This window comes from Streptomyces sp. ISL-43 (genome assembly GCF_018614195.1).
Classification (GTDB): domain Bacteria; phylum Actinomycetota; class Actinomycetes; order Streptomycetales; family Streptomycetaceae; genus Streptomyces.
In genome coordinates this window covers 82,402-106,221 of the sequence record NZ_JAGGOT010000009.1, presented here as the reverse complement: position 1 = coordinate 106,221, position 23,820 = coordinate 82,402, and the positions used below count along the sequence as shown (strand labels likewise).

Below are 23,820 nucleotides of genomic sequence, written 5' to 3'. Positions count from 1 at the left end.
TAGTGGCGGGCGGGGAAGCGACCCGACCCCTACCCTGACATTGGAGGACGCGATGGGCTTCGCCGACGATCACCTCATCCCACTGGTCGACACGGGGCTGGGAAACAGCGCCTATCTCGTCGACCTCGGTGACGGCCGCGCCCTGGCAGTCGACGCGAGCCGGGACCTGCGCGTGCTGCGGGCCGCCGCTGCCAGGCGCGGGCTGAAGGTCGCGTACGCGATCGACACCCACCTGCACGCCGATTTCCTCTCCGGCGCCGTCCAGCTCGCCCACGACGACGGAGCCACCGTCTACGCCTCCACCGCCGGGCGGCGCGCTTTCCCCCACCACGGTCTGGGCGACGGCGACGAGAGAGATCTGGGCGGCCTCACCCTGCGGGCGCTGGCCACCCCCGGCCACACCGACGAGCACCTGTCCTTCCTGCTCCTGGACGGCTCCCGCGAACTCGGGGTCTTCACCGGCGGCTCGCTGATCGTCGGCTCCGCCGCCCGCACCGACCTGCTCGGCGCGGACCGGGCCGAGGAACTGGCCCGCGCCCAGTACCACTCGCTGAAACGCCTGGCCGAGCTTCCGGACGAGGTGGCGGTCTGGCCCACCCACGGCGCAGGCTCGTTCTGCTCCGCCCCGCCCGGGTCCGAGCGCACCACCACCATCGGCACACAGCGGCGGGCCAACCCGCTGCTCGCCGCCGACGACGAGGACACCTTCGTACAGCAGTTGCTGAGCAGCCTCGGCTCCTATCCCGCCTACTTCGACCGCCTGGGCGAGCTCAACCGCCGCGGACCCGCCGTCCTCACCTCCGCGCCCGCACTCCCGGCACTCGCCCCGGCCGAGGTACGGACGCTGCTGGGCAACGGCGCCCACCTCGTCGACGTACGCCCCGTCGCGGACTTCGCCGCAGGCCACATCCCCGGCGCGATCTCGATCGCCCTACGCGCCCAGTTCGCCACCTGGCTGGGCTGGCTGCTGCCCGCCGACACCTCGGCCGTCTTCATCACCGCACCGGGTCAGGACCTCGCCGAACTCACCTGGCAGGCCCTGAAGATCGGATACGAGCGGCTGGCCGGCCACCTCGACATGACCACCTGGACGGCCGAGGGCGGAGAACGGGAAACCATCGAACTTCTCACCGCAGACCGCATCACCGCCCGACCCGTCCTCGACATACGCCAGCACTCCGAGCACGCCGCCGGACACATCCCCGGCGCCATCGGCATCGAGCTGGGTGAACTGGCGGCTCGCGCCGGTGAAGCACCGGCCCGCGCCGTGGTCGCCTGCGCGCACGGCGAACGGGCCATGACCGGTGCAAGCCTCCTCCAGCGCGCCGGACACCACGGCCTCGCCGTCCTCGCCGGCGGCCCCGACGACTGGGCCGAGACCACCGGCCGCCCGCTCCAGGAGAGCCCGTGACCGCGACAACGCCCCAGGACGGCATCCGGCTCGGACTGCGCGCAAATCTCGCCCAGTTCACCCTGCTCGTCGCCGTCAACGCCCTGGTGGGCGGCATGCTCGGCCAGGAGAGAGTCGTCCTGCCGCTCCTGGCCGGCCAGGTCTTCCACCTGGCGGCCTCGGTGAGCGCGCTCACCTACATCCTGGCCTTCGGCGCCACCAAGGCGGTCACCAACTTCTTCGCCGGCACCCTCTCCGACCGATACGGACGCAAGCCCGTCCTCATCGGCGGCTGGCTCATCGCACTGCCCGTGCCCGCCATGCTCGCCTGGGGGCCCACCTGGGGCTGGATCATCGCCGCCAACATCCTGCTCGGCGCCTCCCAGGGACTGACCTGGTCCACCACCGTCATCATGAAGATCGACCTCGCCGGACCCGAACGACGCGGCCTGGCCATGGGCTTCAACGAGGCAGCCGGATACGTCGCCGTCGCCGCCACCTCTGTCGCCACCGGCGCCATCGCAGCCCACGCCGGGCTGCGCCCCGAGCCCTTCCTCCTCGGCGCCGCATACGCTGCCCTCGGCCTCGGCCTGTCGGTCTTCGCCGTACGCGAGACCCGTGAACACGCCCGCGCCGAAGCAGCCCTCCACCCCGCCCAGCACGGGACCGACACCCAGCTGACCACCGCACAGATAGCCCGACGTACCAGCTTCACCGACAAGGCCCTCTCCGCCGCCAGCCAGGCCGGTCTCGTCAACAACCTCAACGACGCCCTGGCCTGGGGCATCTTCCCGCTGCTCTTCGCCGCCCACGGACTGCCCATCGGACAGATCGGCGCCCTGGCCGCCATCTACCCGGCCGTCTGGGGCGCCGGCCAAATCCTCACCGGCTGGTGGTCCGACCGCGTCGGCCGCAAACACCTGATCACCGCGGGCATGCTGCTGCAGGCAGCGGCCATCGCCCTGATCGCCCTCGGAACCACCTTCGCCGTCTGGGCCATCGCCCAAGTCCTGCTCGGCCTCGGCACCGCCCTCGTCTACCCCACACTCCTCGCCGTCATCGGCGACGTCGCCCACCCCGCCTGGCGCGCCCGCGCCATCGGCGTCTACCGCCTCTGGCGCGACGGCGGCTTCGCCGTCGGCGCCCTGCTCGCCGGATCCCTCGCCGGCACCTACGGCCTCACCACCGCCATCTGGGCAGTCGCCGCCCTCACCGCCGCGTCCGGCCTCCTCGTCGCGGCCCGCATGTACGAGACCCATCCACGCCCTGGCCGCCTCCAACGTGAAGCCGACTCCCGTCACATGGAGTAATCGGGGCGGTAGAGGCTCGACCGGCAACCAGCAGGCACTCGCCGCCCTGCCGTAGCCAAGAAAGCCGCCACTCGAACCGGGTTCAACATCGACGCAGCCGGCAACGTCCCGTCCGGCGCGGGACGAACCACACGTGGCCTGGCCGAACGGCTGGACGTCATTCCCGGCGTCGGACCGGTCACCGCCCAGATCGTCCTCGCCGAGATCGGCCTGGATATGAGCCGTTTCCCCACCCCCGAACACCTCGTCTCGTGGGCCAAGCTATGTCCGAGAACCATCCAGTCCGGAGCGAAGAGCTCGGCAGGCCCCGCGGGCCAGCGGAATCCCTGGCCCAAGGGCGCCCTCGGCGAAGCCGCCAACGCCGCCGCCCGCACCGACACCTTCCTCGGCGCCCGCTACCGGCGCATCGTCAAACGCCGAGGCCACGCCAAAGCCATCGTCGCCGTCGCCCCCTCGATCCTCGTCATCACCTGGCACCTGGCACCTGGCACCTGATGAGTAGTCGGTCCCGCCGCCCGGATCGAGCCCCTAACCAGCGGTGATGCTCCTTCGCAGGCGGCCGCGGCTGGGGAGAATCTGGGGAGATGAAGGCCCGTTGGGGAGCGGCTGGGGAGGATCGGCTGCACAAACGGGCAGCACGGTGAAAGGGGCGGAAAGGCGGATCGCCGCAGGCCAGAGCGCTTTTCTAGTCGATTTCCCCAGGTCAACGGCGTGAGGGTGACGACTTCAAGAAGATCTCCTCGTGGGCCGCCATCTTGTTTGCACCCACACCCGTGGGAACCATCTACGGCATGAACTTCGAGACCATGCCGGAACTGAAGTGGGCAGCGGGCTACCCCTTCGCGATCCTACTGATGGCAGTGGTCTGCGTGACCCTGTACGTCATCTTCAAGAAGCGCGACTGGCTATAGACAGCCAGCCACGGTCGCAGATCAACTTCGCACTTGTGAATATAAGGAAATGGGCCGTCCGGCCTCCTGGAGAGAATCCGGGCTTCGCCCCTCGGGCCGCAGCCCTGGCCTGACGGGGCGGCTCCGCGATGCGCCAGCGGTGGAAACCCGATCCGGAGACCCCCAGGATTCTGCACAGCCGCTTTATGCCGCACTCCACATGGTGGTCGGAGATGAACCGCCGGCGGCCGGTCAACGACCCATCTCCTTCGCAAAATGCCGGGCAGCCTTGCGAAGGATTTCCTTCCGCAGCTCCAGCTCACGGACCTGCTCGCGCAGCCGCTTCAGCTCCTCCCGCTCCGACGGCGCCATCACGTCACCGCCGCTGCCGGCCATCGCCTCGGCCCGCCGGACCCACTGCCGCAACGACTCGCCGTTGACGCCGAGCCCCCCGGCCCCCGGCCCCCGGCCCCCGAACCGACCGTCCGGCCGCTTGACCGCACCAGCTCGACCGCGTCCCGCTTGAACCCCTCCGAATACCGGGCAACACCCACCAGAACACCTCCATCTCGGATCCCACGATCCGATCCTCAAGAGATGTTCACAAACAGGGGCAAACCCCCACACGCACTCGGCACCTGCGTACTGGGCGCCGCCACCTGCCGATGGGGTCCTTCAAGGGTCCGGTTGACGGTGCCTCAGATCGATGTGAGAGATTGTCACTCCTCTTATGAAGAGCTGATTGACGGATCGGTGACGAGAGGGGTGACGGATGGTGGATGCGGGGTGGAAAGACCATGTCAACCCGCTGCTGTGGCAGCCGGGTTGGGCGTATGCGGCGCCATAGCAGGCGTCCGGGGATGCGATGATCCGGTGATAGCATCCCGACATCTGTGATCTTGATCCATTTGACGCAGATGCTGACTCGCGATCGGCGGCATGCTCTCCGCGTAACAGCAGGTGAACCGTGCCGATCAGCTGTGTTGCGGGTCCTCGCGAGGTGGATCCGCAGCCGTCCGCATGCCATGCGCCGGGAAAGGTTTCCATGAATCGAGACGCACTTGTGTGGTGCTTGGTTGCGGTGGCGGCGATAGCCGTTGTCGCGGTCGTGGCACTCGTCGCCCGCAACAGAGCGCTGGGGGCGAAGAAGCAGCATACCGAGGCCGAACTGAGGCACCAGCTACTCGCAGCAGACAGCCACCTGAACTCGTCGCGCGCCGAGCTGCAGAGGTTCCGGAACGAGCAGGACGCCATGCTCCGCGAGGCCAAGGAAGCGGCGGAGGAGAACACCAAGGCCGTCCTCAAGGGTGCCGCCAGCTTCCTGCAGAGCCTCGCGGCCGAGCAGACGACACTTCTGGACGGCATCCAGCGCAAGTACGGCGGACACGCCGTCCTGAGCGACCTGTTGGACGTCAACCACGCCAACGCGCAGATGGCGCGCAAGGCTCAGGGCATCGCCGTCATGTGCGGTGCGCCGCTCGGCCGTCGCAACAGGCCCGCCAGCGTCTACGACGTGGTGCGCAGTGCCCAGGGCCAGATCCGCAACTTCCACCGGGTCGCCATCATGCAGCAGACCAGTCTCGCCCTGAAGGCGTCCGCTGTCGCGCCCGTCGCCCTCGCCGTGGCGGAGCTGCTTGACAACGCTGCCAGCTTCTCGCAGCACGACGCGCCGATCGAGGTGACGTTCCAGCGCGTCCAGAACAACCTGTGCATCGTCATCGACGACGCCGGTGTCAGCATGAACGACGAAGAGCGGCAGCGGGCGACCGCGCTGCTCTCCGGAGAAGTCGCCCCCCGTCTGTCGCAGCTCGGGACTCAGCCGAGGTTCGGCTTCCCGGTCGTCGGCCTGATCGCGCGTCAGCACGGTTTCAAGGTGGATGTCACCGGAGTCTCCCGATACGGCGGCGTCAGGGCCGTCGTCCTCTTGCCCGAGGAGCTGTGGACCATGGAGGAGATGCCGCCCGCCCAGGAGGCTCCGGTCAGCGATATCCGGCGCGCCCCCGAGAGCCGGCCCCAGAGCCCGACGTCGCGCACGATGCACGGTCTGCCCAAGCGCGGCGCACGCCAGGCGCCCATCGCGAGCGTCCCCGATCCCGACACCACCTCGCCGGCGCCGCGGACCCCGGGGGAGACAGGCCGCGCTTCCGGGCGCAGCCTGGGGGCCTTCCAGCGCGGCACGCTCTCCGGCCGCGACCTTGACGCCACCTCGCTCGAAGGGCCCGAAGAGGCATGACCGCAGACCTGTCGTGGATGCTCGAGGACATCGTGCACAACGTGCCCCGTGCACGGCACGCCGTCCTGCTGTCCGCGGACGGCCTTCCTCGCGGCGCGACGGAAGGCCTGGCCGAGAAGGATGTGCGCACCATCTCCGCCGCCATGGCCGGGATGCAGTCGCTCAGCCGGGCGACGGCCCACTTCGCCGGACCGGAGGAGGACCGGCAGTGGAACCAGACCATCATCGAGTTCTCGCATGGCTGGAGCTTCCTGATCGGGGCAGGGCAGGGCTCCTACCTCGCCGCCGCAGCCGCGCCCGATGTGGACATGCAGCAGATCTCCTTCCGCATGCACCGCCTTGTCGCCCGACTGGGCAACAACCTCACCTCACCGCCGAGGGTGAGCGCCGAGGACGCCGGAAGTGCGCGGGGGAACGCCCCCCGGCAGCAGAACTCCGGTGACGCGGGATTCGTCCTCGGCGAGCTCGACCAGGTGATGTCCGAGGTCAAGGGTGCCCGCCACGCGGTGCTGCTGGGATCGGACGGCCTTCCCCGCGGGGCGACCAACGGACTGAGCCGCGACCTCGCGGACACGATCTCGGCGGCCATGACGGGCATCCACGCCTACAGCCGGGTCACCTCCCAGTTCGCGGGGGTCATCGAGGAACCGGAATGGCGTCAGACGGTCATCGAGTTCCAGCATGGCTGGATCTTCCTGATGGCGGCCGGCCCCGATGCCTTGCTGGCCGCTGCCGCCGAACACGACTGCGACCTGGAGGAGTTCACCACGCGTCTGCACGAGGTGGTTCCCAGACTGACCGCGTCGGCGACACCGGGGAAGGGGACAGGCCATGCCTGACGGGCCCGAACAGGATGAAGAGCTGGAACTGACGTCTCCGTTAGTCCCCCTCTTCGTGATCACGAACGGACGAGCGCTGCCCCCGGACCACGAGTACGAGCACACGACGCTCGTGACGGCGGCGGCGGCAGAGAACGGACAGGCCGCGGCGCGCACGCTGTCCCCGGAGGCGGGACAGGTCATGGACCTGGTCGCGAACGGCTTCCTGTCCGTGGCCGAGGTGGCAGGGCACACGCACCTGCCCCTGGGCATCGTCCGCATCCTGCTGATGCAGTTGGAGGAGGACAGTCTCATCCTCGCGAGGAGGCCGATACCGCGCGCCGACCGTGTCGACAGAGAACTGGTCAGCGCCGTGCTCGAGGGCCTGAAGAATCGATTCGGAGCGTAACGCGTGTACCTGGATCCAGATGTCTCCCACGCGGTGAAGATCCTCATAGTGGGGCACTTCGGGGTCGGCAAGACCACCTGCATCGGCAGTCTCTCCGAGATCGAGCCCCTACGGACCGAGGAAGAGATCACCGAGGCCAGCGTGGGCTTCGATGACCTGTCGGGCACACCCGACAAGAAGACCACCACCGTCGCCATGGACTTCGGCCGGCTCACCCTCAGCGACACCCTGGTGCTCTACCTCTTCGGAACGCCCGGCCAGGAGCGCTTCAAGGAGATGTGGGAGGAGCTCTCCCGGGGCGCTCTGGGCGCGCTGGTCCTAGTCGACCCGGAGCGACTGCACGAGTCCTTCCCCGTCCTGGACCTCGTCGAACGTTTCGGCCTGACGTTCGCCATCGCCGTGAACCACTTCGAGGGCACCACGGACTACCCGCTCGACGAGGTGCGCGAGGCCCTGAACCTCACCGCCGAGACCCCTGTCGTGGAGTGCGACGTACGGGACGAGAACTCCTCGGCGCAGGCCCTCATCATCCTCGTGAAACACCTCATGTCCCAACTCGGCTAGGAGCGCAGGAATGCAACAGCCACTTGAACCGCAGGAGATACCCCCCGGCTGCCCCGCGCACGGGAACGTCCAGATGTACGGCCCCTCGTTCGGAGCCGACCCCGACAGCCACTACGCACAGCTGCGTTCGTTCGGTCTCAGTGCGCCCGTGGACATCGCCCCCGACGTCCAGGCCGAGCTCGTCACCAGCTACGACGCCGCCCTGTACGTGCTGCAGAACCCCGCCTCCTTCGTGCGCGACTCCCGCCGCTGGAACGCCCTCAACGAAGGGCGCGTCCCGGCCGACAGCCCGGCACTGCCCATGATGGGCTACCGCCCCAACGCGCTCTTCAGTGACGGTGCGGCACATGCCAGACTGCGTCGGGCCGTTACCGACAGTCTCGCCACGATCAACGAGCACCAGCTCATCAGGCAGACACAGCAGTCCGCCAACTACTTGATCAGCCAGTTCAGTACCGACATCCGCGGCCAGGCGGAGCTGATGGCCGAGTACGCCCAGCCGCTGCCTCTGCTGGTCTTCAGCGAGCTGTTCGGCTGCCCGCCCGAGATCGGCGACCGCGTGATCGCCGGGATCAGTGGCATCTTCGAGGGAACACCCGGAGCCGACGAGGTGCTCGGCGGGGCGCTCACCGAGCTGATCGACCTCAAGCGGCGGCGCCCGACAGCCGACCTGACGACACGTCTGATGGAGCACCCGGCCCAGCTGAGCGACGAGGAGGTGCTGCACCAGCTGGTCACCCTGCTCTCCGGTGGCACCGCGCCGCTGGCCGCGGCCATCGGCACCAGTAGCGCCCTGTACCTCGGAGAGGACTGGCAGGTCGGCCTCCCCGTCGAGGACGCGGTCTCCCAGACCCTCTGGAACTACGCGCCGATCGCCAACTACGCGGCTCACTACCCGACTCACGACGTCGAGCTCGGCGGCAGGGTGATCCGGGCCAACGACCCGGTCCTGATCTCGTTCGCCGCGGCCAACACCGACCCGAAGCTGACCGAACACCGCGAACAGCTCAGCGCCAAGGCGCACTTGGCGTTCGGAGCGGGCCCGCACGCCTGCCCCGCCAAGGACCCGGCTTTCATGATCGCCGTGACTGCCGTAGAGGCACTGCTCAACCAGCTTCTCGACGTCGAGATGCGGGTCCCGTTCAAGGCGCTCACCTGGGCGCCGAGCCCGTGGAGCCGCACACTGGTCACCCTCCCGATCCGCTTCACCCCGAGGGCTGTTCCCCAGGCAGCCGGGTCGGCCGGATCGAACGCGGGCCAGATGCCCCAGCAGCAGACAGCCGCCTCCTCGCCCTCCAACGCCGGCCCCTCGCGTACGAACGCCGGTGTCACCACGCAGCCCAAGGGCGGCCTGTTCAGCCGCTTCCTGGCGTGGACCAGGGGCGAGTGAGGCAAGTGTGATTCTAGTAACCTCCCGCGTACTCAGTGGTAGTGGATGCCTTAACGATCACATGGGTATGCATGGCGGCTGGTTCTCAGAAAGGAGCCGCCATCATGGGGGTTGCCACAACTCCGTCGTACGACCGCCGGGCGTCCGCCTCCCTCTTCTCCCGTCTGCGGACGGCCGGAGGGCAGGCCGACCCCTTCCCTATATACGCCGAACTCCGCTCGCGGGGCGAGGTGGTGCCCGCCCCCTGGGGCGGCTCCGTCGTGACGGGCTTCGCCGCCTGCGACCAGGTTCTGCGCAGCCGTCAATGGCTGGAGCCCGACAGGGAATGGCGGGAGCGCCAGGGGCCCGGGACACGCTGGAACGCGCCCTCCTCACGCGAGATGAGCAACACGCTCGCCGCGCTCAACCCCCCGGACCACACCAAGGTGCGACGCGCGGCGGGCACGTTCGACCGAGCCGCCATGGAGCGCATCGGCCGCAATGTGAACCGGACCGCGGATAGGCTCCTCGACGCCTTCACGGAGCGAATACGCACCGGCGAGGCGGACATCTCGGAGCTGGTCTGCGAGGAGCTGCCGGTGGCCACCATAGGTGACTGGCTCGGGCTGCCGCCGGCCGACTGGCCCAGGCTCCGGCAGTTGACACACGATCAGGTCTTCACCCAGGAGCTGCTGCCGTCGGCCAGCCAACTGGCATTGTCCGACGCGGCCACGGCCGAACTCCGCACCCATTTCATGGACCTGGTGCGTGATCGGCGCTCCCACCCCGGTGATGACCCCGTCACCCGGTGGATCCAGACGTGGGACGCGATCGAGCCCGACCAGGACAAGGCCGACGAGGCAGTCTACTTCCTGGTGTTGTTCGTCCTGCTGGCCGCCCTGGAAACCACCGGGACCCTCCTCTCGACGATGACACTCCGGCTCGTCGAAAGCCCGGAACGCTGGGACATGATCGCCGACAACCCGGACCTCGTACCCGGGTTCGTGGAGGAGACGCTCCGCTACGACCCGCCTACCCACGTGATCAGCAGGGTCGCCTCGCAGGACTCCGTGCTGGGAGGCGTCGAGATCCGCCGCGACGAGATGGTCCACCTCATGGTCGGAGCGGCGCACCGAGACCCGGCCAGACACAGCGACGCGGACCGGTTCGACCCCGCCCGCACGCCCGGCCACCTCGCGTTCAGTGGCGGCATCCACTACTGCCTCGGCGCGCCGCTGGCCCGCCTCGAAGCCCAGACCCTTCTCCGCCAACTGATCCGGCGCCTTCCCCGCCTCACCCTCGTACGCCCCCCGTCGATGGCGCCCCGTGTGGCGTTCCGGCGCCTGCTGAACCTGGACGTAGCACTCGCATGACCGAATCGACCCCCACCCCCACCCCCGTACGCGCCCGGACCGCTCCCAAGGCGATACGTGTCGAGCAGGACGGCCCCGTACTGCATGTCCGCCTCAACCCCTGGGGGCAGGACGACACGTTGGACACCGCAGTCCTCGACGACCTCGCCACCCTGCTCGACGACCTCCACGAGAGACCCGACGTCCGGATCCTGACGCTGTCGTCACTGGGTACGGACTTCTGCCTGGGCGCCGACCGCAACGAGTACCAGGAGGCACTGGCCGCCGATCCGTCCGGAGTGGCCCTGCGGCGCATCGCCGACAAGGCGCACCGCCTGTGCCAGGCCCTGGAGAACACTCACGCGGTCACCATCGCCCGGTTGCACGGGCGGGTCATCGGCGCGGGTCTCGCCCTCGCCTCCTTCTGCGATCTGCGCGCCGGTGCCGACACCAGCCGTTTTCGCATGCCGGAGGTCGGCATAGGGCTACCGCCGGCATGGGGCGGGGCGATGGGACGCCTGGTCTCCGAGGCCGGCACCTCCAGGATTCGCGAGCTCATGCTCACCTGCGACGTCTTCGACGCCGACACGGCCCACCGTATCGGTCTGCTCCACCGGACCGCCCCACTCGACCAGCTGGACAAGGTGATCGATTCCTGGACCAGGCCCCTCGTCCGACGCTCGCCCGAAGCACTCGTCCTGACCAAACGGATGCTGGCCGGCTACGCACGGGCGGACAGGACGGCAGACGTCTCCCTGCTCGACTCCCATCTCCTGGCAGCCGCTCTCCACCAGCACGCGAGGGGCTGATCCTCCCGGGCCGATCCGGGCGTCCGTCCCGCCACGGGCCGCCGAGGCACGGGGACGGCCGGGTACCTGGCGCGTGTGGCGGGCACAGTGCGCGGCGATGCACCTGACCACTCACGATCGGGTCGGGCACCTCTTCTCGGCCGGGGTGAGGTCCACTCGGTCGAGGAACAGGCAACTTCACAGCTCGACTTACCCCTGTCAGAGCCGCGAAGCCCGATTCTCGCGGGCGTCCCATGTCTTCCCGCTCCGGCTTCCACCGTTGGCGGCTCGGCATCCATTCGCGGCGTCTCACCGGGCACGATGTCGAAGGGCCCGACCGTTCGCGGTGGGGCCCTTCGACGTTCTCCGTGTCAGTCGACGGCGTGCCCGTCCGCTGCCGCCGTGACGGGTTCTTCCGGTGCCGACGGCAGGGCACGCAGTCGGCACACCGGGGACAGGACGAGCGCGATCAGCACGGCGGCGGAGCCGATCGCCGCCACGGTCAATGCCCCCCGGGCACCGATCCGGCCGGACAGCAGGCCCGCGAACAGGCCGCCGAGTGCGCCGCCGCCGAAGAGCAGGGTGCGGAAGACCGCCGTCATCCGGCCCATCATCGACTGCCGGGTACTGGCCTGGCGCAGGCTGACGATGACGACGCCGGCGACGCCGAGTCCGAGGTAGGTGGTGAAGAAGGAGATGACGAACATCCCCACCATCACCGGCCGGGGGCCGGCCGCCAGGACGATCAGCGTCGGGCCGATGAGGAGGGCCGACTGCGCGACGAGGTAGACGAGGCCGAGCCGGAAGCGCCGGATGACCTTGCGGGAGATCGCCGCGCCGATCAGACCGCCCACGGAGGCAGTGGCGAAGATGCCGCCGAGGGTCGCCGAGTCCAGGTGCAGCTCGCGCGTTCCGTACAGCAGGAACATCGTCCAAACGGTGATCATGGAGAAGTTGCAGCAGAACCCGATCAGGGCCAGCGACCGCAGAACCGGGTTCTTCAGCACCAAGCGCAAACCGTCCCGGAGTTCGGTCGGCATGTGCCGTCGTGCTGCCGGCGCTTCGGGACGGGGCTCGGGCGTGCGGATGAGCAACAGCGAGATCAGGGACACCAGATAGGAGAAGGCGTCGACGATCAGCGCCACGGGCGCGGTCAGGGCGCCGACCAGGACACCCGCGATCCCCGGCCCTGCCACATCGGCCGCCGATGAGGTCATCCCCATCTTGGCGCCGGCTTCCACATAGTGCTTGGGGTCGCGCACGAGCGTGGGTACGTACGACATCCAGCTCACGTCGAACAGCACCGAGGCGACGCCGACTGCGCAGGCGATCACCAGCAGCGATCCCAGACCGAGCGCGTCCGTCCAGTACAGGACGGGTACGAGGGCCAGCAGGATCATCCGGACGAGGTTGGCTCCGAGCATGATCCGCCGACGCCGGGCCCGGTCCACCCACACCCCGAAGACCAGGGCGAGACCGAGATACGGGACGAGCTGCAGGAATCGCAGGACACCGACCTGCTCGTCGGTGGCGTTGAAGGCGGTGATCGCGGTCAGCGGCAGGGCGAGGTTCGTGACCTGGGTGCCGAGGAGCGAGAGGGTCTCACCGAGCCAGAACTTGAGGAAGTCGCCGTTGCGCCAGAGGCTCTTCGTGGACGGCTCCTCGGTGCGTGTCCGCGTGGCGGTCATCGCCGTCCCTGGCCGGCGAGGTCCGCGACCACGTCCGCGACGTGGTCCACTTCCTCCTCGGTGTTGTAGTAGTGCGGCGACAGGCGCAGGCACCAGTCGACGTCCTTGTCCCCGAAGTCGAACTGTGCGAACTCACGGAAGCTGAGCGCCGAGTTGATACCGCGGTCATCCATGGCCGCCTTGAACGGCTGCGGCTGCCAGCCCGCTACGCCGAAGGTGACGAGCGCGGCAAGGCGCGGGCCGCGGTCGAGCACGCGCACCCCCGGGATCGGCGCGAGCCGGTCGCGGAGCCGGGCCGCGAGCGCCGGGGTCCGCCGCTCGATGGCCTCGATGCCGACCTTTCGGGCGTAGCGCGTCGCGGCGGCGCTGCCGAGCACCGTGGCGTACGGGAACTCCCACTCCTCGAACCGGGCCGCCGTCGCCACGGGCTCGTAGCCGCCCGGCTCGGTCCAGCGGGCCCCGTGCATATCGATGAACAGGGGTTCGTAGCCCGCGCGCAGGACGCGATCGGATACGTACAGGAATCCGGAACCGCGCGGGCCGCGGAGGAACTTGCGGCAGGTGGCGGTGAGGAGGTCGCAGCCGATCTCCTCCACGTCGATGACGAACTGGCCCACCGACTGGCAGGCGTCGACCAGGTAGAGCAGGTCCAACTCGCGGCAGTGACGGCCGATTTCGGCGACGGGCGAGACGAGGCCCGAGTTGGTGGGGACATGGGTGGCGGACACCAGGCGGGGGCGGTGGATCCGCATCAGCGCGGCCATCGCCTCCACATCGACCCCGCCCTCCGGGGTGTTGGGCGCGTGGACGACGCGTACGCCGAATCGCTTGCGCAGGGAGAGGAAGGCGATCTGGTTGGAGATGAAGTCGTCGCGGGTGGTGAGGATGACGTCGTCGGTCTCGAACGGGATCGAGGACAGGGCGTTGGCGTAGGCGTGGGTGGCACTGCCCGCGAAAGCGATGTTGTCGGGCGTCGCGTTGATGAGGGCGGCAATCTCCGTGTAGAACTCGCGGACTTCGGCGGCCCGGGCGGCCGACGCCTCGTAACCGCCCATCCGGGCTTCGAGGTTCAGATGGCCGACCATCGCGTCCCGCACGGGCGCCGCCAGCAGCCCGCAGCCCGCGTTGTTGAAGTGGATGACATGGCGGCACCCCGGGGTGTCGGCCCGCAGAGCGGCGACGTCCAGCTGAAGTGCTTCCTGACCAGAGCCAGAAGCGCTACTGTTGTCTCTCATGAATGACGGTAGCACTTCTGTCGAGTTGGCCGACAGCCTCCGTACGTTGATCTCCCGGCTGATGCCCGGCGACCGACTGCCGAGCAGCCGGGAGCTGATCAAGGAGTACCGGGTCGGCCCGGCGACCGTGGCGCGGGCCATCGCCGCACTGGCCGCCGAGGGCGCGGTGGTGACCCGGCCGGGCAGCGGGACGTTCGTGGCCCGGCGCGACCGGCTCCGCGACGCAGCCGGCGGCAGCGACACGGATACCGACTGGCAGACCGTCGCCCTCACCGACCGCGCCGTCGACACCCACCTGATCGCCGACCCGCTCGGCCCGCCACCGGCCGGGACGATCACGCTGGACGGCGGCTACGTCCACCGCTCGCTCCAGCCCACCCGGGCCCTGAGCGCGGCGCTTGCGCGGGCGGCACGCCGTCCGGATGCCTGGGACCGCGCCCCGGCCGGCGGCCTGATGGCGCTGCGCACCGTGTTCGCCCGGATCGTCGGCGGCAGCGTGACGCCGGAGGACGTGCTGGTCACCGCCGGCGGGCAGAGCGCCCTGTCGATCGCGTTCCGGGCCATCGCCGGGCCCGGCAGCCCGGTTCTGGTGGAGTCCCCCACCTATCCCCGGGCCCTGGCCGCCGCCCGCGCCGCGGGGCTGCGGCCCGTTCCGGTACCACTCGACGCCGACGGCCTGCGGCCCGACATGCTGGCCGACGCGTTCGCGATGACCGGCGCGCGACTGCTGTACTGCCAGCCGACCTACCAGAACCCGACCGGCACCGTACTCACGCCCGAACGGCGCCGCCAGATCCTCGATGTGGCGCGCGCCTCGGGCGCGTTCGTGCTCGAGGACGACTTCGCACGGCACCTGGGACACGGCGGCGCCGTACCGCGGCCACTGGTCGCCGACGACCGCGACGGCACGGTCGTCCACGTCACCTCACTCACCAAGCCCGCCGCACCGAGCCTGCGGATCGGTGCGCTGGTGGCCCGCGGACCGGTCATGGAGCGCATGCGCGCGGTGCGCCTGGTCGACGACTTCTTCGTCACGCGCCCACTCCAGGAGGCCGCGTTGGAAGTGCTCAGCTCACCGTCCTGGGACCGGCACGTCCGCTCGCTCGGTACGGCGCTGCGGGAGCGGTGCGCCGTGCTGGCCGCCGCGGTCAGCCAGGAGGTCCCCGGTGCGACCGTGGCCGGGTTGCCCACGGGCGGACTGCACCTGTGGGTTCGCCTGCCGTCGGGCGTGGACGACACCGTCCTCACCAGCGCCGCCCGGCAGCGCGGCGTCACCGTGAGCGCCGGCAGTCGCTACTTCGCCACCGAGCCGCCCGCGGCTCACCTGCGTATCGGCTTCGCCGCGACCGCCGATCACGCCGAGCTGACCGAAGGCGCACGTCGGCTGGGAGCGGCACTCGCCGACCTCGACCCGAAGGAAGGGTGAGGCGCGGTACGGGGAAAGACGCGGCGCCCCCTCGCCCAGGCGGGGCCCGGCGAGGGATGGCTGAGGGAGGGGACCGAGGCAGGGCTCCGGTCCCCTCCCGGGGGGCGGCTACAGGGGATCGCCGCCGGTGCGGCGGGCGATCAGCAGCCGCTCGTGTGCCAGCGGCAGGCCGTGATCAGCGCGGCGGCGTGCTCCTCGCCGCGGGCGTCCTCGGTACGGACGTCCTCGGGCAGGACCTGGAGGGCATCGATGTCGAACTCCGCCATGGCGGTCTCCTTCTGTGCGGATCGAACTGCGGATGGAACACCGGACCCGGATGGGCCCGGCAGCCGGTGGCCCACGGCCACCGGACACTCAGGGGTGGGCGGATTCGCCCTCGGGCAGCCAGGCTCGCGGGCCGCCGTACCTCAAGCGCAGCAGCAGCGAGAGGCTCCCGGCCAGACCGGTGGCGTACTCGGCCAGCACGGCCTTGCGGTTCTCGTCGGGCACCAGCAGCCGGCCATCGCGCAGCACCGCCTGGGCCGCCATGTGCTCGACCAGCAGCTCGGCTCCGGCCCGGTGGCGCGCATCGCCCGTCAGCTCGGCGGCGTCGAGCAGGAACTCGGCGTTGCCCGCGAGTCCGTGGCAGGTGGCGGGCGAATCGGTCACCCTGCCCGCCCTGACGGCGGCAGCCGCGCCCTCCACCAGGTCGGCCAGGCCCTCGTCGCGGGTGCCGGTGACCGAGCGGAGGCGGACCAGGAAGGTGCCCACGCCGGAGGAACCGCTGCACCAGTGCCTGGCCAGGTCCGGGGAGTCCGACAGGTGCCGGGCCCGGTCCACGGGCCACAACGTGCCTGCCGGGCCGCGGCGGGCGGCCTCGGCGAGGGTGGCGCCCGCCGCCACGGCCGCGGCGCGCAGCCGCTCGTCGCCCGTTGCCTCCCAGGCCAGGAGCAGGAAGGTACCGACGCCGGCCACCCCGTGCGCGAACCCGTAGTGCCAGGCACCCGCCAGACCGGAGTCGAAGTCCTCGGGCACCGGCCAGAAGATGCCCTCGGGCGTACGCCGAGCCGCTGCCAGCAGCCCTTCGGCGGCCTGCGCGGCACGGTCGAGGAAGCGCGGGTCCCCCGTGGTGCGCCAGAAGTGCAGCTGGGTCAGGCCGACGCCGGCCGCGCCGTGGCAGACGTCGGGGTTGGGCCACTCCACGGGCAGCGCCAGGGCGAGCGCGACGGCGCGTTCGGTGAGCGCCGCGTCCCGAAGCGCCCCGGCGGCGTCGAGCAGGGCCCAAGCCGTGCCCGAGCGGCCGAAGTGGAGTCCGGGCAGGTTGCCGGGCAGCGCCTCCTGCCGGTCCGCCGTCCAGAGCGCGGCCCTACGCAGCCCCGCGCGCAGGGCCTCCCGGGTGACCGGCGGTCCGTACGGGGAGCCGGCCGCGAGGTCGTCCGCGTGGCGCAGGGCCCGGGCGAGCACGCCCACTCCGCCGGCCGAGCCGTGCTGGAGGGCCACCGGGTCGCAGGTCTCGCCGAAGGAGTCCGCGGCCCAGAGCCGGTCGGGGTCCGCCGGGCGCATGGTGGCCAGCAGGTGGGCGATGCCGTCGTGCAGCAGCCGTGCGCGCACCTCCGCCGGGCCCGTGGACCCCGTGGACCCCGTAGCGCGGGCGGGTGCGGCGGGTGCCGCCGATTCCGCCGGTGCCGCGCCGCCGGCAAGGGCCTCCCGAGCCCGCTCCAGCGTCCAGCGGTCCGCGGGCGCGTCCCGCATCAGCCCCCGGACCAGCGGCCCGTGGCGTCGTACGAGCGGCTGGTCGCGGCCCAGCAGATCCAGGAGCCGGGACAGTCGCTCCTCGTCCGGGCGGGCCTCCGCTTCGGGCCGGTCACCCGCGAAGAGCGGATCGGCGCCGGTCAGGGCGTGCAGGACGGTGGCGCCCAGGGCGTAGAGGTCCACACCGGGCCCGAACGCGGGGGCCACCGGGTCGGCGGCGCGCAATTCGGGGGCGGTGTAGCCGGGGGTGGCGCCGAGCACCCAGCGTTCGCCCTCCTCGGCGGCCATCTCCAGGTCGATCAGCCGCAGCTGTCCGTCGGGGGTGACCATGACGTTGTTGGGGTTGAAGTCGTGCAGGGTGACGCCGAGTTCGTGGGCCGCGGCGACCAGGTCGAGCAGTTGCCGGACGAGGGAGTCGGCGGTCCGCTCGTCGGGACAGCCGGCGCCCTCCCGGATCAACCGCTCGGCCACGGTCCGTCGCAGCGTCGCTCCGGGAACGGACTCGGCGACCAGGAAGGTGCTGCCCTGCTGCTCGAATACCTCGACGACCCGGGGGACCCGGTCGGGGAACCGCTTGCCGAAACGTTCCAGCAGGGCCGCCTCCCGGCGCAGCAGGTCCCGTACGTCCAGCCCTTCGAGGCCGGCGCCCACATGGGGACGGGCCTGTTTGACGACCACCTGGGCGCCGGTGGCGGTGTCCTCCGCCCGGAAGACACCCCCCTTGTTGGAGTGCTGGATCGCCCCACGCACGAGGTAGCGCTCGTGCAGCAGCACGGGCTTCGCGGTGGCCGTGCTGCGGGCCGGAGCGACCGGGCGGCCCGGGAACGGGTCGCCCGCCCAGGACGGCGGGCTGTACCAGGCGTTGCGCTCGTCGGGTACCGGCCGGCCCTCGGGGTCCCTCAGGCGGGCGGCGAAGGCGCCGTCGGCCGTGAGCTCGGGGGCCGCCGCGAACACCCCGTAGCGGTAGTAGACCTGACTGTCCGGCAGGTAGCGCCGGTCGGAGAGCACCGCGGGACCGGGCAGCCCCACGGTGGCCCGGTGCAACTCCTCGGCGAGCAGCCGGAACTGCGTGTCGTCGACCGGGTAGACCGTGATGAACTTGCCGCCCCCACCCCGGGCGAAGCGCCCCGAGACCAGGGCGGCGACCCGCGCGGGGCTGGCCGCGAACTTGAACGGCGCCCGGTGGGCGGTCAGCACCTGGGCGGACCTGGCCAGCACCAGTGGGGCCGACAGCGGGGTGGCCGAGACGTGCAGCTTCCACCCCTGGGTCCGGCGGACGGCATCCCCCGGCCGGACGTGGCACCAGAACTCGCCCGTTTCCACGGCCCAGTCCTCCGGTGCCCCGGCCCGGCCGGCCTCGCCCCGCGCGAGGACGGCGCGTACCAGATCGGGCAGCAGCGCCAGGTCCGCGGGGCCCTCCGCGCGTGTCCGCCGCGGCCCGGTGAGGGACCGGGACGGAGTCTCGGGCAGTGATGACACGCTCTACGACCTCGCACTTCGCACTTCGCACGGCGGAACCAATGAGGCGGACGGGATGGGCCGGCGGGCCCTAAAGAGAGGGCCGGATGTTCTCGTCACCCCAGCTCGTGTCGAGAATGTCCGCGGCGAGGACCGCGGTCGCCCCGTCCCGCGCACCCAGATACCCATCGGCCGCCCCCGGCCCCGCCTCGGACCGGGCGGCGACGGAACCGCCGGCCAGCAGGACCGTGAGGAGGAACAGACAGCTGAGGGTTCGGGACATGGCGCAGCTCCTGGTTGGGAGATCGTGGATCGAGCGGCGAACGCCCGCGTCGGGCGGTTCGCGCCGTATATCGGCATATCGGCCTGATGGGTGTGGCCCGGCCGGATGCTCAAAGTTCATACCGGCACGCCCCCTTGGTCCAGCCCTGTGGGCTGGCAATAGCCTGCATGACACGGAAGTAGCAGGGCCGCATTACAGGGGAAATCATGACCACACATACCAATTCCATCGAACTGCCGCGACTGGACGACCGGGCCGTCGCCGTCTTCGAGTACGCGCTGTCGCAGGGCAGCCTCAAGAGGTGGCCGCCCGACGTACCCGAGGCCCTCGACATGACTCCGGAGGAGGTCGAGCGGGCTTGCCGCACCCTGCTGCTGCTCCGGCTGCTGCGCCCGGCGCCCGGCAGTCCCGAGGAACTGATCCCGGTCAGCCCGGACGCCGCCGCCGCGGAGGTCGTCGGCCCGCTGGAGGCCCAGGTCGCGCAGGCCGCCGCGCACGCCCAGTCCGTACGCGAGGACCTGCGCTCCCTGATGCCGCACTACCTCACCGCCCGGCGCGAACGCGACCACCGGCAGGGCGTGGACGTGCTGGCGGACCTCACGGCCGCCTCGGCGATGCTCACCGAGGAGTCGGCCCGGTGCCGGGAGGAGGTGTTCAGCATCCAGCCCGGCGGCGGCCGGGCCCCGCACCGGCTCGGGGACGCCATCGAACGGGACCTCGCGATGCTGCGCCGCGGGGTGCGGATGCGCACCCTCTACCAGCACTCGGCGCGCGCCAGCCTCTCCACACAGGGGTACGTCGAGACCCTCACCGGGGCCGGCGCCGAGTACCGCACCGCCGCCGAACTACCCGACCGGGCCGTGGTGTTCGACCGCTCGGTGGCCTTCCTGCCCCGACGTGTCGACGGCGGCCCGGGCGAAGGGGCCGTGCTGGTCCGGGACCCGGACGTGGTGGCGTACCTGTGCCGGGTGTTCGACCAGCAGTGGTCCGGCGCGACCCCGTTCCACGGCAGCAGCGAGGCCGCCTACAAGGAGGTCGGCCCGAGCCTGCGCCGGGCGCTGGTGGGGCTGCTGGCCGAGGGCGCGAAGGACGAGGTGATCGCCCGGCGGATGGGCATGTCCCTGCGCACCTGCCGCCGCCACATTGCCGACCTGCTGGAGGAGCTCGGCGCCGAGAGCCGGTTCCAGGGCGGCGCCCTCGCCGAACGCGCCGGACTCACCACTCCGGTGCCGCCCCGGCAGCGTTGAGCCAAGCCAGCAACTGCCGCAGCCTCAGCCGCCGCGACGCGTGGGTTCCCGGGCAGGTGATGAGTGTCTCGATATGGGCGGCGGCCTCGGCGTCAAGTCCCGCGGCCTGCATGTCGATGAGCAAGGAGAGCTCGACCCCTAGGGGAGGGTCCGGGAATCCGAGGGCGTGCTTCCACAGGCGCAGGGCGGCCTCCCGTTCCCCCAATGCCGCGAGCTCCGTGGCGAGTTCGCACACCTGATGCCATTTGACCCAGGGGTGGGTCAGCGCGGCATCGATGACATAGGGCACCGCCTCGCCGCCTTGCAGGGCGAGGAGCACGCGTAGGCCGCGCAGTGCGTCATCCGCATCGCCGGCGGGCAAGGTCACCAGCCGTCGGGCAAGGATGCCGGTCGCCTCGAGGTGGTCCTCCTGATGTCGCAGGACCTGCAGAACTCCTTGGAGCCAGTCGCTGCCGTCGGCCAGGGCCGGGGTGCCGTCCCAGATCTCCAGCAGGCGACCGGCCGCGCTGGCGCCTCGGGCCTTGAGCAGCACCCGCGTCGCCTCCTCGTACCCGCTACGAGAGCAGAAGGGTGTTCGCAACGCGAGCTCGGCGACTTCTCCCGCCTCGTCAGGCGCACCGCTGTTCAGGAGCACTTCCGCGACGGCCGGCCGGTCGGCGGGGGTGAGCGACCTCCCGCGGGAGATGCGGTCCATCACCCCGCCCACGCCGGCCGGCCCTGCCGCTTCCAGCCAGATCGTGACGGCGCTCCCCGCCTCGAACGTCCCCCACCGGCCGCCGCCCTGCACCTCGTCCGCCCAGTCGAGGGCCCCTTGCTCCTCGCCGAGGGACGCCAGGGCCTGTTGGAGGCGCGCAGGGACCCACAAGTAGTGCCCCGCGTCGGCGCCGCTGCGTTCGAAGGCCGTCCGGAGCTCGGAGCGTGCTTCCTGCCCGTGTGCCTTGGCCCACAAGGATGCCGCCCAATCCATTATGTGCTGGCCGGTGGCATCCCTTCGGAGCAGCGTCAGAGCCACACGGGCGGCGGCCCGGATGTCGCCGGACTTCTCCAACGCCTTGCCCACAGCCATGGGGCTGAATTGGTCGGTGGGCGGCCAGGACATCACGATCTCGGCCAGTTCCTCCCCCGCACCGGGCATCGCGGTGAGCCAGGCTTCGCTGGCCCGTTGTATGGAGTACCCCCCTGCGGACGGGTCCTCCAGTACCTTGCGGGCGAGCTGAACGGCGTCCGCGCGCATTCCCATCTGCGCGAGAGCCTGCGCCGCGTACGAGACGTCCCAGCTGTTCCTGCCGGGCTCCGCCACCAGTTCCCAGGCTCGCCGGCGGACCAGTTCCCGAGCCCGGTCGCCGAGTGCGACGGCCACGCGTGCGGCCTTGCCCAGCCAGCCGGACACATCGCTCAGCACCTCCCTGAGGAGTTCCTCCGTCAGATCCGGCGGTCCGCACCGGCTGAATGCCTCCACTGCGAGGAGCCGATTCCCGCCCGCGAGAATCCGGCTGCGGGCCATGCGCTCCAGCCTGTCCAGCACACCGGACTGCGCCCCGAGCGCACCCAGAGCCGCGAATGCCGCTTCCTGGTGGACCTCGTCGCGGGCGCAGCAGCCGATGCTCTCCAACCGGTCCACCAAGAGCCGGCGGTTGTCCTCCCCGAAGGCAACCCCCTCGGCGAGGAGCAGACCCGCCAGCAGCGGCCGCTCATGACCTCCGACCGTCCCGGTACGCAACCGGTCGGCGATCCGATCGGCCTCGCACTCCTCCCGCTCCGCCCACAGGCAGAGGACGAACATGGCCAAGGTCTGCTTGTCCTCGTCGAAGGCGCGCAGGATCCAGGACTCCAGGTCGGGGAAATCCGGGCCGATGCCCTCCGCGTACGACCGGGCGGCGAAGAACTCGGCGAAGGAGTGGTGCAAGAAGCGGTAGTCGCGCTGCTCCTGTACGAGCAGCCCTGTCCCTTGCAGAAAGTCCCTGACGTCGGTCTGCCAGTCCTCCAGGACGAGGTACTCACTGCCGTGTTCGCGCGTCCAGGCCAACGCCGCCTCGAACAGCGACTCCTCGCCCTCGAGCCGGTGCCGCCCGAGCGCCCCGAGGAGCCGGCGCTTCTGTCCGTCCAGCCAGAGGGTCAGGGCCAGTCGTTCCGGTTCGGACGCGTAACGTCGGCGCAGCTCTGCCCGGCCTCCGGCACGGTGTGTGAGGAGGTGCCCGAAGAAGCGCTGGTAGAGGCTGAGCCGGCTGGTCGGGAGCGGGTTCGCTGGGTCCACGGTGGCATTGACCGCCGCGATGGTGGCCAACAAGGGGTTGTGGACCAGTTCCTGGAGCCGGCTGTCCTTCACCTCCTCGACGAACCGCTCGGCGGCGGCCCGCGCCGACGCCTTGTCCCCGTACTGCGCAACGAACCACTTGTCGGCGAAGCCCTTCAGCTCCTCGGCGCCGAAGGGCTCCATGGTGTACTCGCCCACCGATGGCCCGCGCAGCGGAGCGAGCTCACCGTCGGGCAGCGGGCGGCTGGTGATCACAAAGCGGTAGTCCCCGTCCGTACGGGTGTGCAGCGCGATCATCCGGATGACCTCGGCGCGTGACTCCCGGTCGGCGACCTCGTCCAGGCCGTCCACCAGAACCAGCCAGCGTGCCCCCTGCACGCGGCCGCGGAAGAGCCCGGGATCGGGATCGGCGATCAGGCTGTGTCCCAGGCTGCGGGACACGGCCTCTCTCAGTACGGCGCTCCACGAGCCCGTCTCACCCAAGAGGGTGTGAGCGGCGACCTTGACGGGGAGCAGAGGCTCGTCGACCGGCGCCTCGAGGCTGGTGTCCTCCCGTAACCAGATGCGGGAAAGGGACCAGGCGAGGTGACTCGACAGCGTGGACTTGCCGGCACCGGGCTCGCCGGTGATCAGGAGATGCCGGTGCCGGACCATCGCCTTCGGCACCGGCAGCTGGGTTTCGGTGCTCTGGGTGCCGTCGTGGTGGGAAGTACTCACCGGCGGGAGCGCGTCGTGTCCTTCGGCCGACGACATTTCCTTGCGGCTCGAGCCGTCCCCCACCGCGTCGGGAATTCGGATCTTCTGCCTCACGTACACGGCGGACAAGGGTGGTTCGGCAACGCCCAGCCTGTCGTAAGGCAGCCGTTCCACCGCCTTGGCCTGGGCCTCCAGCAAATTGCGCACCATGAGTGTCGGCAGCGGCAGTTCGCTCCACGAGGACAGCCTGGGTGCCTGTGCCTGCCGGGCCGCGCTCGCGGCACGGTCCATGGCTTCCTTGGCCCGAGTCCAGACCGGCATGACGTCTGAGGTCTCACGCCCCAGGGCCACGGCGAAGGACCGGATGACCTCCGGCTTCACCATCCTTGTGGCGTTGCAGACTCCATAGACGACGTTCTTGTGGGCGATCTCCCCCCGCACCACGGCGTTGAGGCTCTCGTAGCCGGCGTCCGTCACAGCCTCGCGAAACCACGACGCCAGTTCCTCGAGTTCCGGATAGCGCTGCTGATCACCTTTCGGTGGACGGCCCCCGACCATCGCTCCCCCGTGTCGCCGACTGCCCCTTGATTTCCCGGAGTTTCTCAAGCGTAGAGGGAAACTCCGACCGGGTCGCAGAGTTGTGGCACACCCCTTCACCGCCCACTCTCGGCGAGGAGAT

Annotated in this window: 19 protein-coding genes and 1 pseudogene; 13 read left to right on the top strand and 7 right to left on the bottom strand. The window is 70.5% G+C overall.

What is annotated here, in order from left to right; translation table 11 throughout:
• Window positions 1–52 precede the first annotated feature (52 nt).
• From J7F03_RS05640 to J7F03_RS05625, 4 genes and pseudogenes are all read left to right on the top strand, one after another.
• Window positions 53–1,411: a rhodanese-like domain-containing protein gene (locus tag J7F03_RS05640; protein WP_214947534.1), complete on the top strand. Its 1,359-nt coding sequence runs from the start codon at window positions 53–55 to the stop codon at window positions 1,409–1,411.
• Entirely contained in the window at window positions 1,408–2,700 is a 1,293-nt protein-coding gene (locus J7F03_RS05635; protein WP_214947533.1) for an MFS transporter, read from the top strand. Before J7F03_RS05640 ends, J7F03_RS05635 begins: the two co-directional genes overlap by 4 nt.
• Window positions 2,701–2,787: 87 nt before the next feature.
• Window positions 2,788–3,195, top strand: coding sequence for a transposase (locus J7F03_RS05630; protein WP_214947571.1), 408 nt, complete (start codon window positions 2,788–2,790; stop codon window positions 3,193–3,195).
• A gap of 230 nt (window positions 3,196–3,425) precedes the next feature.
• A pseudogene (locus J7F03_RS05625) lies at window positions 3,426–3,611 on the top strand (Loki-CTERM sorting domain-containing protein); the annotation flags it as partial.
• A gap of 231 nt (window positions 3,612–3,842) precedes the next feature.
• On the opposite strand, the gene J7F03_RS05620 reads toward J7F03_RS05625, so the two are convergent.
• Window positions 3,843–4,016: a hypothetical protein gene (locus J7F03_RS05620; RefSeq protein ID WP_214947532.1), complete on the bottom strand. Its 174-nt coding sequence runs from the start codon at window positions 4,014–4,016 to the stop codon at window positions 3,843–3,845.
• Window positions 4,017–4,635: 619 nt separating this feature from the next.
• On the opposite strand from J7F03_RS05620, the gene J7F03_RS05615 reads away from it, so the two are divergent.
• From J7F03_RS05615 to J7F03_RS05585, 7 genes are all read left to right on the top strand, one after another.
• Entirely contained in the window at window positions 4,636–5,823 is a 1,188-nt protein-coding gene (locus J7F03_RS05615) for an ATP-binding protein (RefSeq protein WP_214947531.1), read from the top strand.
• Window positions 5,820–6,662 (top strand): roadblock/LC7 domain-containing protein, encoded by an 843-nt coding sequence (locus J7F03_RS05610; RefSeq protein WP_251071470.1) that lies wholly within the window; start codon window positions 5,820–5,822, stop codon window positions 6,660–6,662. Before J7F03_RS05615 ends, J7F03_RS05610 begins: the two co-directional genes overlap by 4 nt.
• The gene (locus J7F03_RS05605) at window positions 6,655–7,050 is read left to right on the top strand and encodes a DUF742 domain-containing protein (protein ID WP_214947530.1); all 396 of its coding nucleotides are present in this window, start codon (window positions 6,655–6,657) and stop codon (window positions 7,048–7,050) included. The genes J7F03_RS05610 and J7F03_RS05605 overlap by 8 nt, the downstream gene beginning before the upstream one ends.
• A 3-nt stretch (window positions 7,051–7,053) precedes the next feature.
• A complete protein-coding gene (locus J7F03_RS05600; RefSeq protein ID WP_214947529.1) occupies window positions 7,054–7,614 on the top strand; it encodes an ATP/GTP-binding protein in 561 nt (186 codons plus the stop codon).
• Between the two features lie 10 nt (window positions 7,615–7,624).
• Window positions 7,625–9,004 (top strand): cytochrome P450, encoded by a 1,380-nt coding sequence (locus tag J7F03_RS05595; protein WP_214947528.1) that lies wholly within the window; start codon window positions 7,625–7,627, stop codon window positions 9,002–9,004.
• Window positions 9,005–9,108: 104 nt separating this feature from the next.
• Window positions 9,109–10,356, top strand: coding sequence for a cytochrome P450 (locus J7F03_RS05590; protein ID WP_214947527.1), 1,248 nt, complete (start codon window positions 9,109–9,111; stop codon window positions 10,354–10,356).
• On the top strand, window positions 10,353–11,144 hold the full coding sequence (locus J7F03_RS05585; protein ID WP_214947526.1) for an enoyl-CoA hydratase/isomerase family protein: 792 nt from the start codon (window positions 10,353–10,355) through the stop codon (window positions 11,142–11,144). Before J7F03_RS05590 ends, J7F03_RS05585 begins: the two co-directional genes overlap by 4 nt.
• Window positions 11,145–11,494: 350 nt before the next feature.
• Here the strand turns inward: J7F03_RS05585 and J7F03_RS05580 are convergent, their stop codons facing one another.
• Window positions 11,495–12,811 carry an MFS transporter gene (locus J7F03_RS05580; RefSeq protein WP_214947525.1) on the bottom strand — a complete coding sequence of 439 codons (1,317 nt, stop codon included), beginning with the start codon at window positions 12,809–12,811 and terminating at the stop codon, window positions 11,495–11,497.
• Window positions 12,808–14,046: an aminotransferase class V-fold PLP-dependent enzyme gene (locus tag J7F03_RS05575; protein WP_214947524.1), complete on the bottom strand. Its 1,239-nt coding sequence runs from the start codon at window positions 14,044–14,046 to the stop codon at window positions 12,808–12,810. The genes J7F03_RS05580 and J7F03_RS05575 overlap by 4 nt, the downstream gene beginning before the upstream one ends.
• On the opposite strand from J7F03_RS05575, the gene J7F03_RS05570 reads away from it, so the two are divergent.
• Complete coding sequence (locus tag J7F03_RS05570; RefSeq protein WP_214947523.1) at window positions 14,045–15,472, top strand: PLP-dependent aminotransferase family protein; 1,428 nt, start codon at window positions 14,045–14,047, stop codon at window positions 15,470–15,472. The genes J7F03_RS05575 and J7F03_RS05570 overlap by 2 nt on opposite strands.
• A 140-nt stretch (window positions 15,473–15,612) precedes the next feature.
• On the opposite strand, the gene J7F03_RS05565 is transcribed toward J7F03_RS05570, so the two are convergent.
• The 3 genes from J7F03_RS05565 to J7F03_RS05555 form a co-directional block, all read right to left on the bottom strand.
• Entirely contained in the window at window positions 15,613–15,738 is a 126-nt protein-coding gene (locus J7F03_RS05565) for an ALQxL family class IV lanthipeptide (RefSeq protein WP_189745961.1), read from the bottom strand.
• 88 nt (window positions 15,739–15,826) lie between these two features.
• Window positions 15,827–18,682 (bottom strand): class IV lanthionine synthetase LanL, encoded by a 2,856-nt coding sequence (gene lanL, locus J7F03_RS05560; RefSeq protein WP_214947522.1) that lies wholly within the window; start codon window positions 18,680–18,682, stop codon window positions 15,827–15,829.
• Between the two features lie 70 nt (window positions 18,683–18,752).
• Window positions 18,753–18,944 (bottom strand): hypothetical protein, encoded by a 192-nt coding sequence (locus J7F03_RS05555; RefSeq protein ID WP_214947521.1) that lies wholly within the window; start codon window positions 18,942–18,944, stop codon window positions 18,753–18,755.
• Window positions 18,945–19,150: 206 nt separating this feature from the next.
• Here J7F03_RS05555 and J7F03_RS05550 point away from each other — a divergent pair, with 206 nt between their 5' ends.
• Window positions 19,151–20,191, top strand: a complete 1,041-nt coding sequence (locus J7F03_RS05550; RefSeq protein WP_214947520.1) for a hypothetical protein — start codon at window positions 19,151–19,153, stop codon at window positions 20,189–20,191.
• On the opposite strand, the gene J7F03_RS05545 is transcribed toward J7F03_RS05550, so the two are convergent.
• Window positions 20,160–23,618: an NACHT domain-containing NTPase gene (locus J7F03_RS05545; protein ID WP_214947519.1), complete on the bottom strand. Its 3,459-nt coding sequence runs from the start codon at window positions 23,616–23,618 to the stop codon at window positions 20,160–20,162. The genes J7F03_RS05550 and J7F03_RS05545 overlap by 32 nt on opposite strands.
• Window positions 23,619–23,820 lie beyond the last annotated feature (202 nt).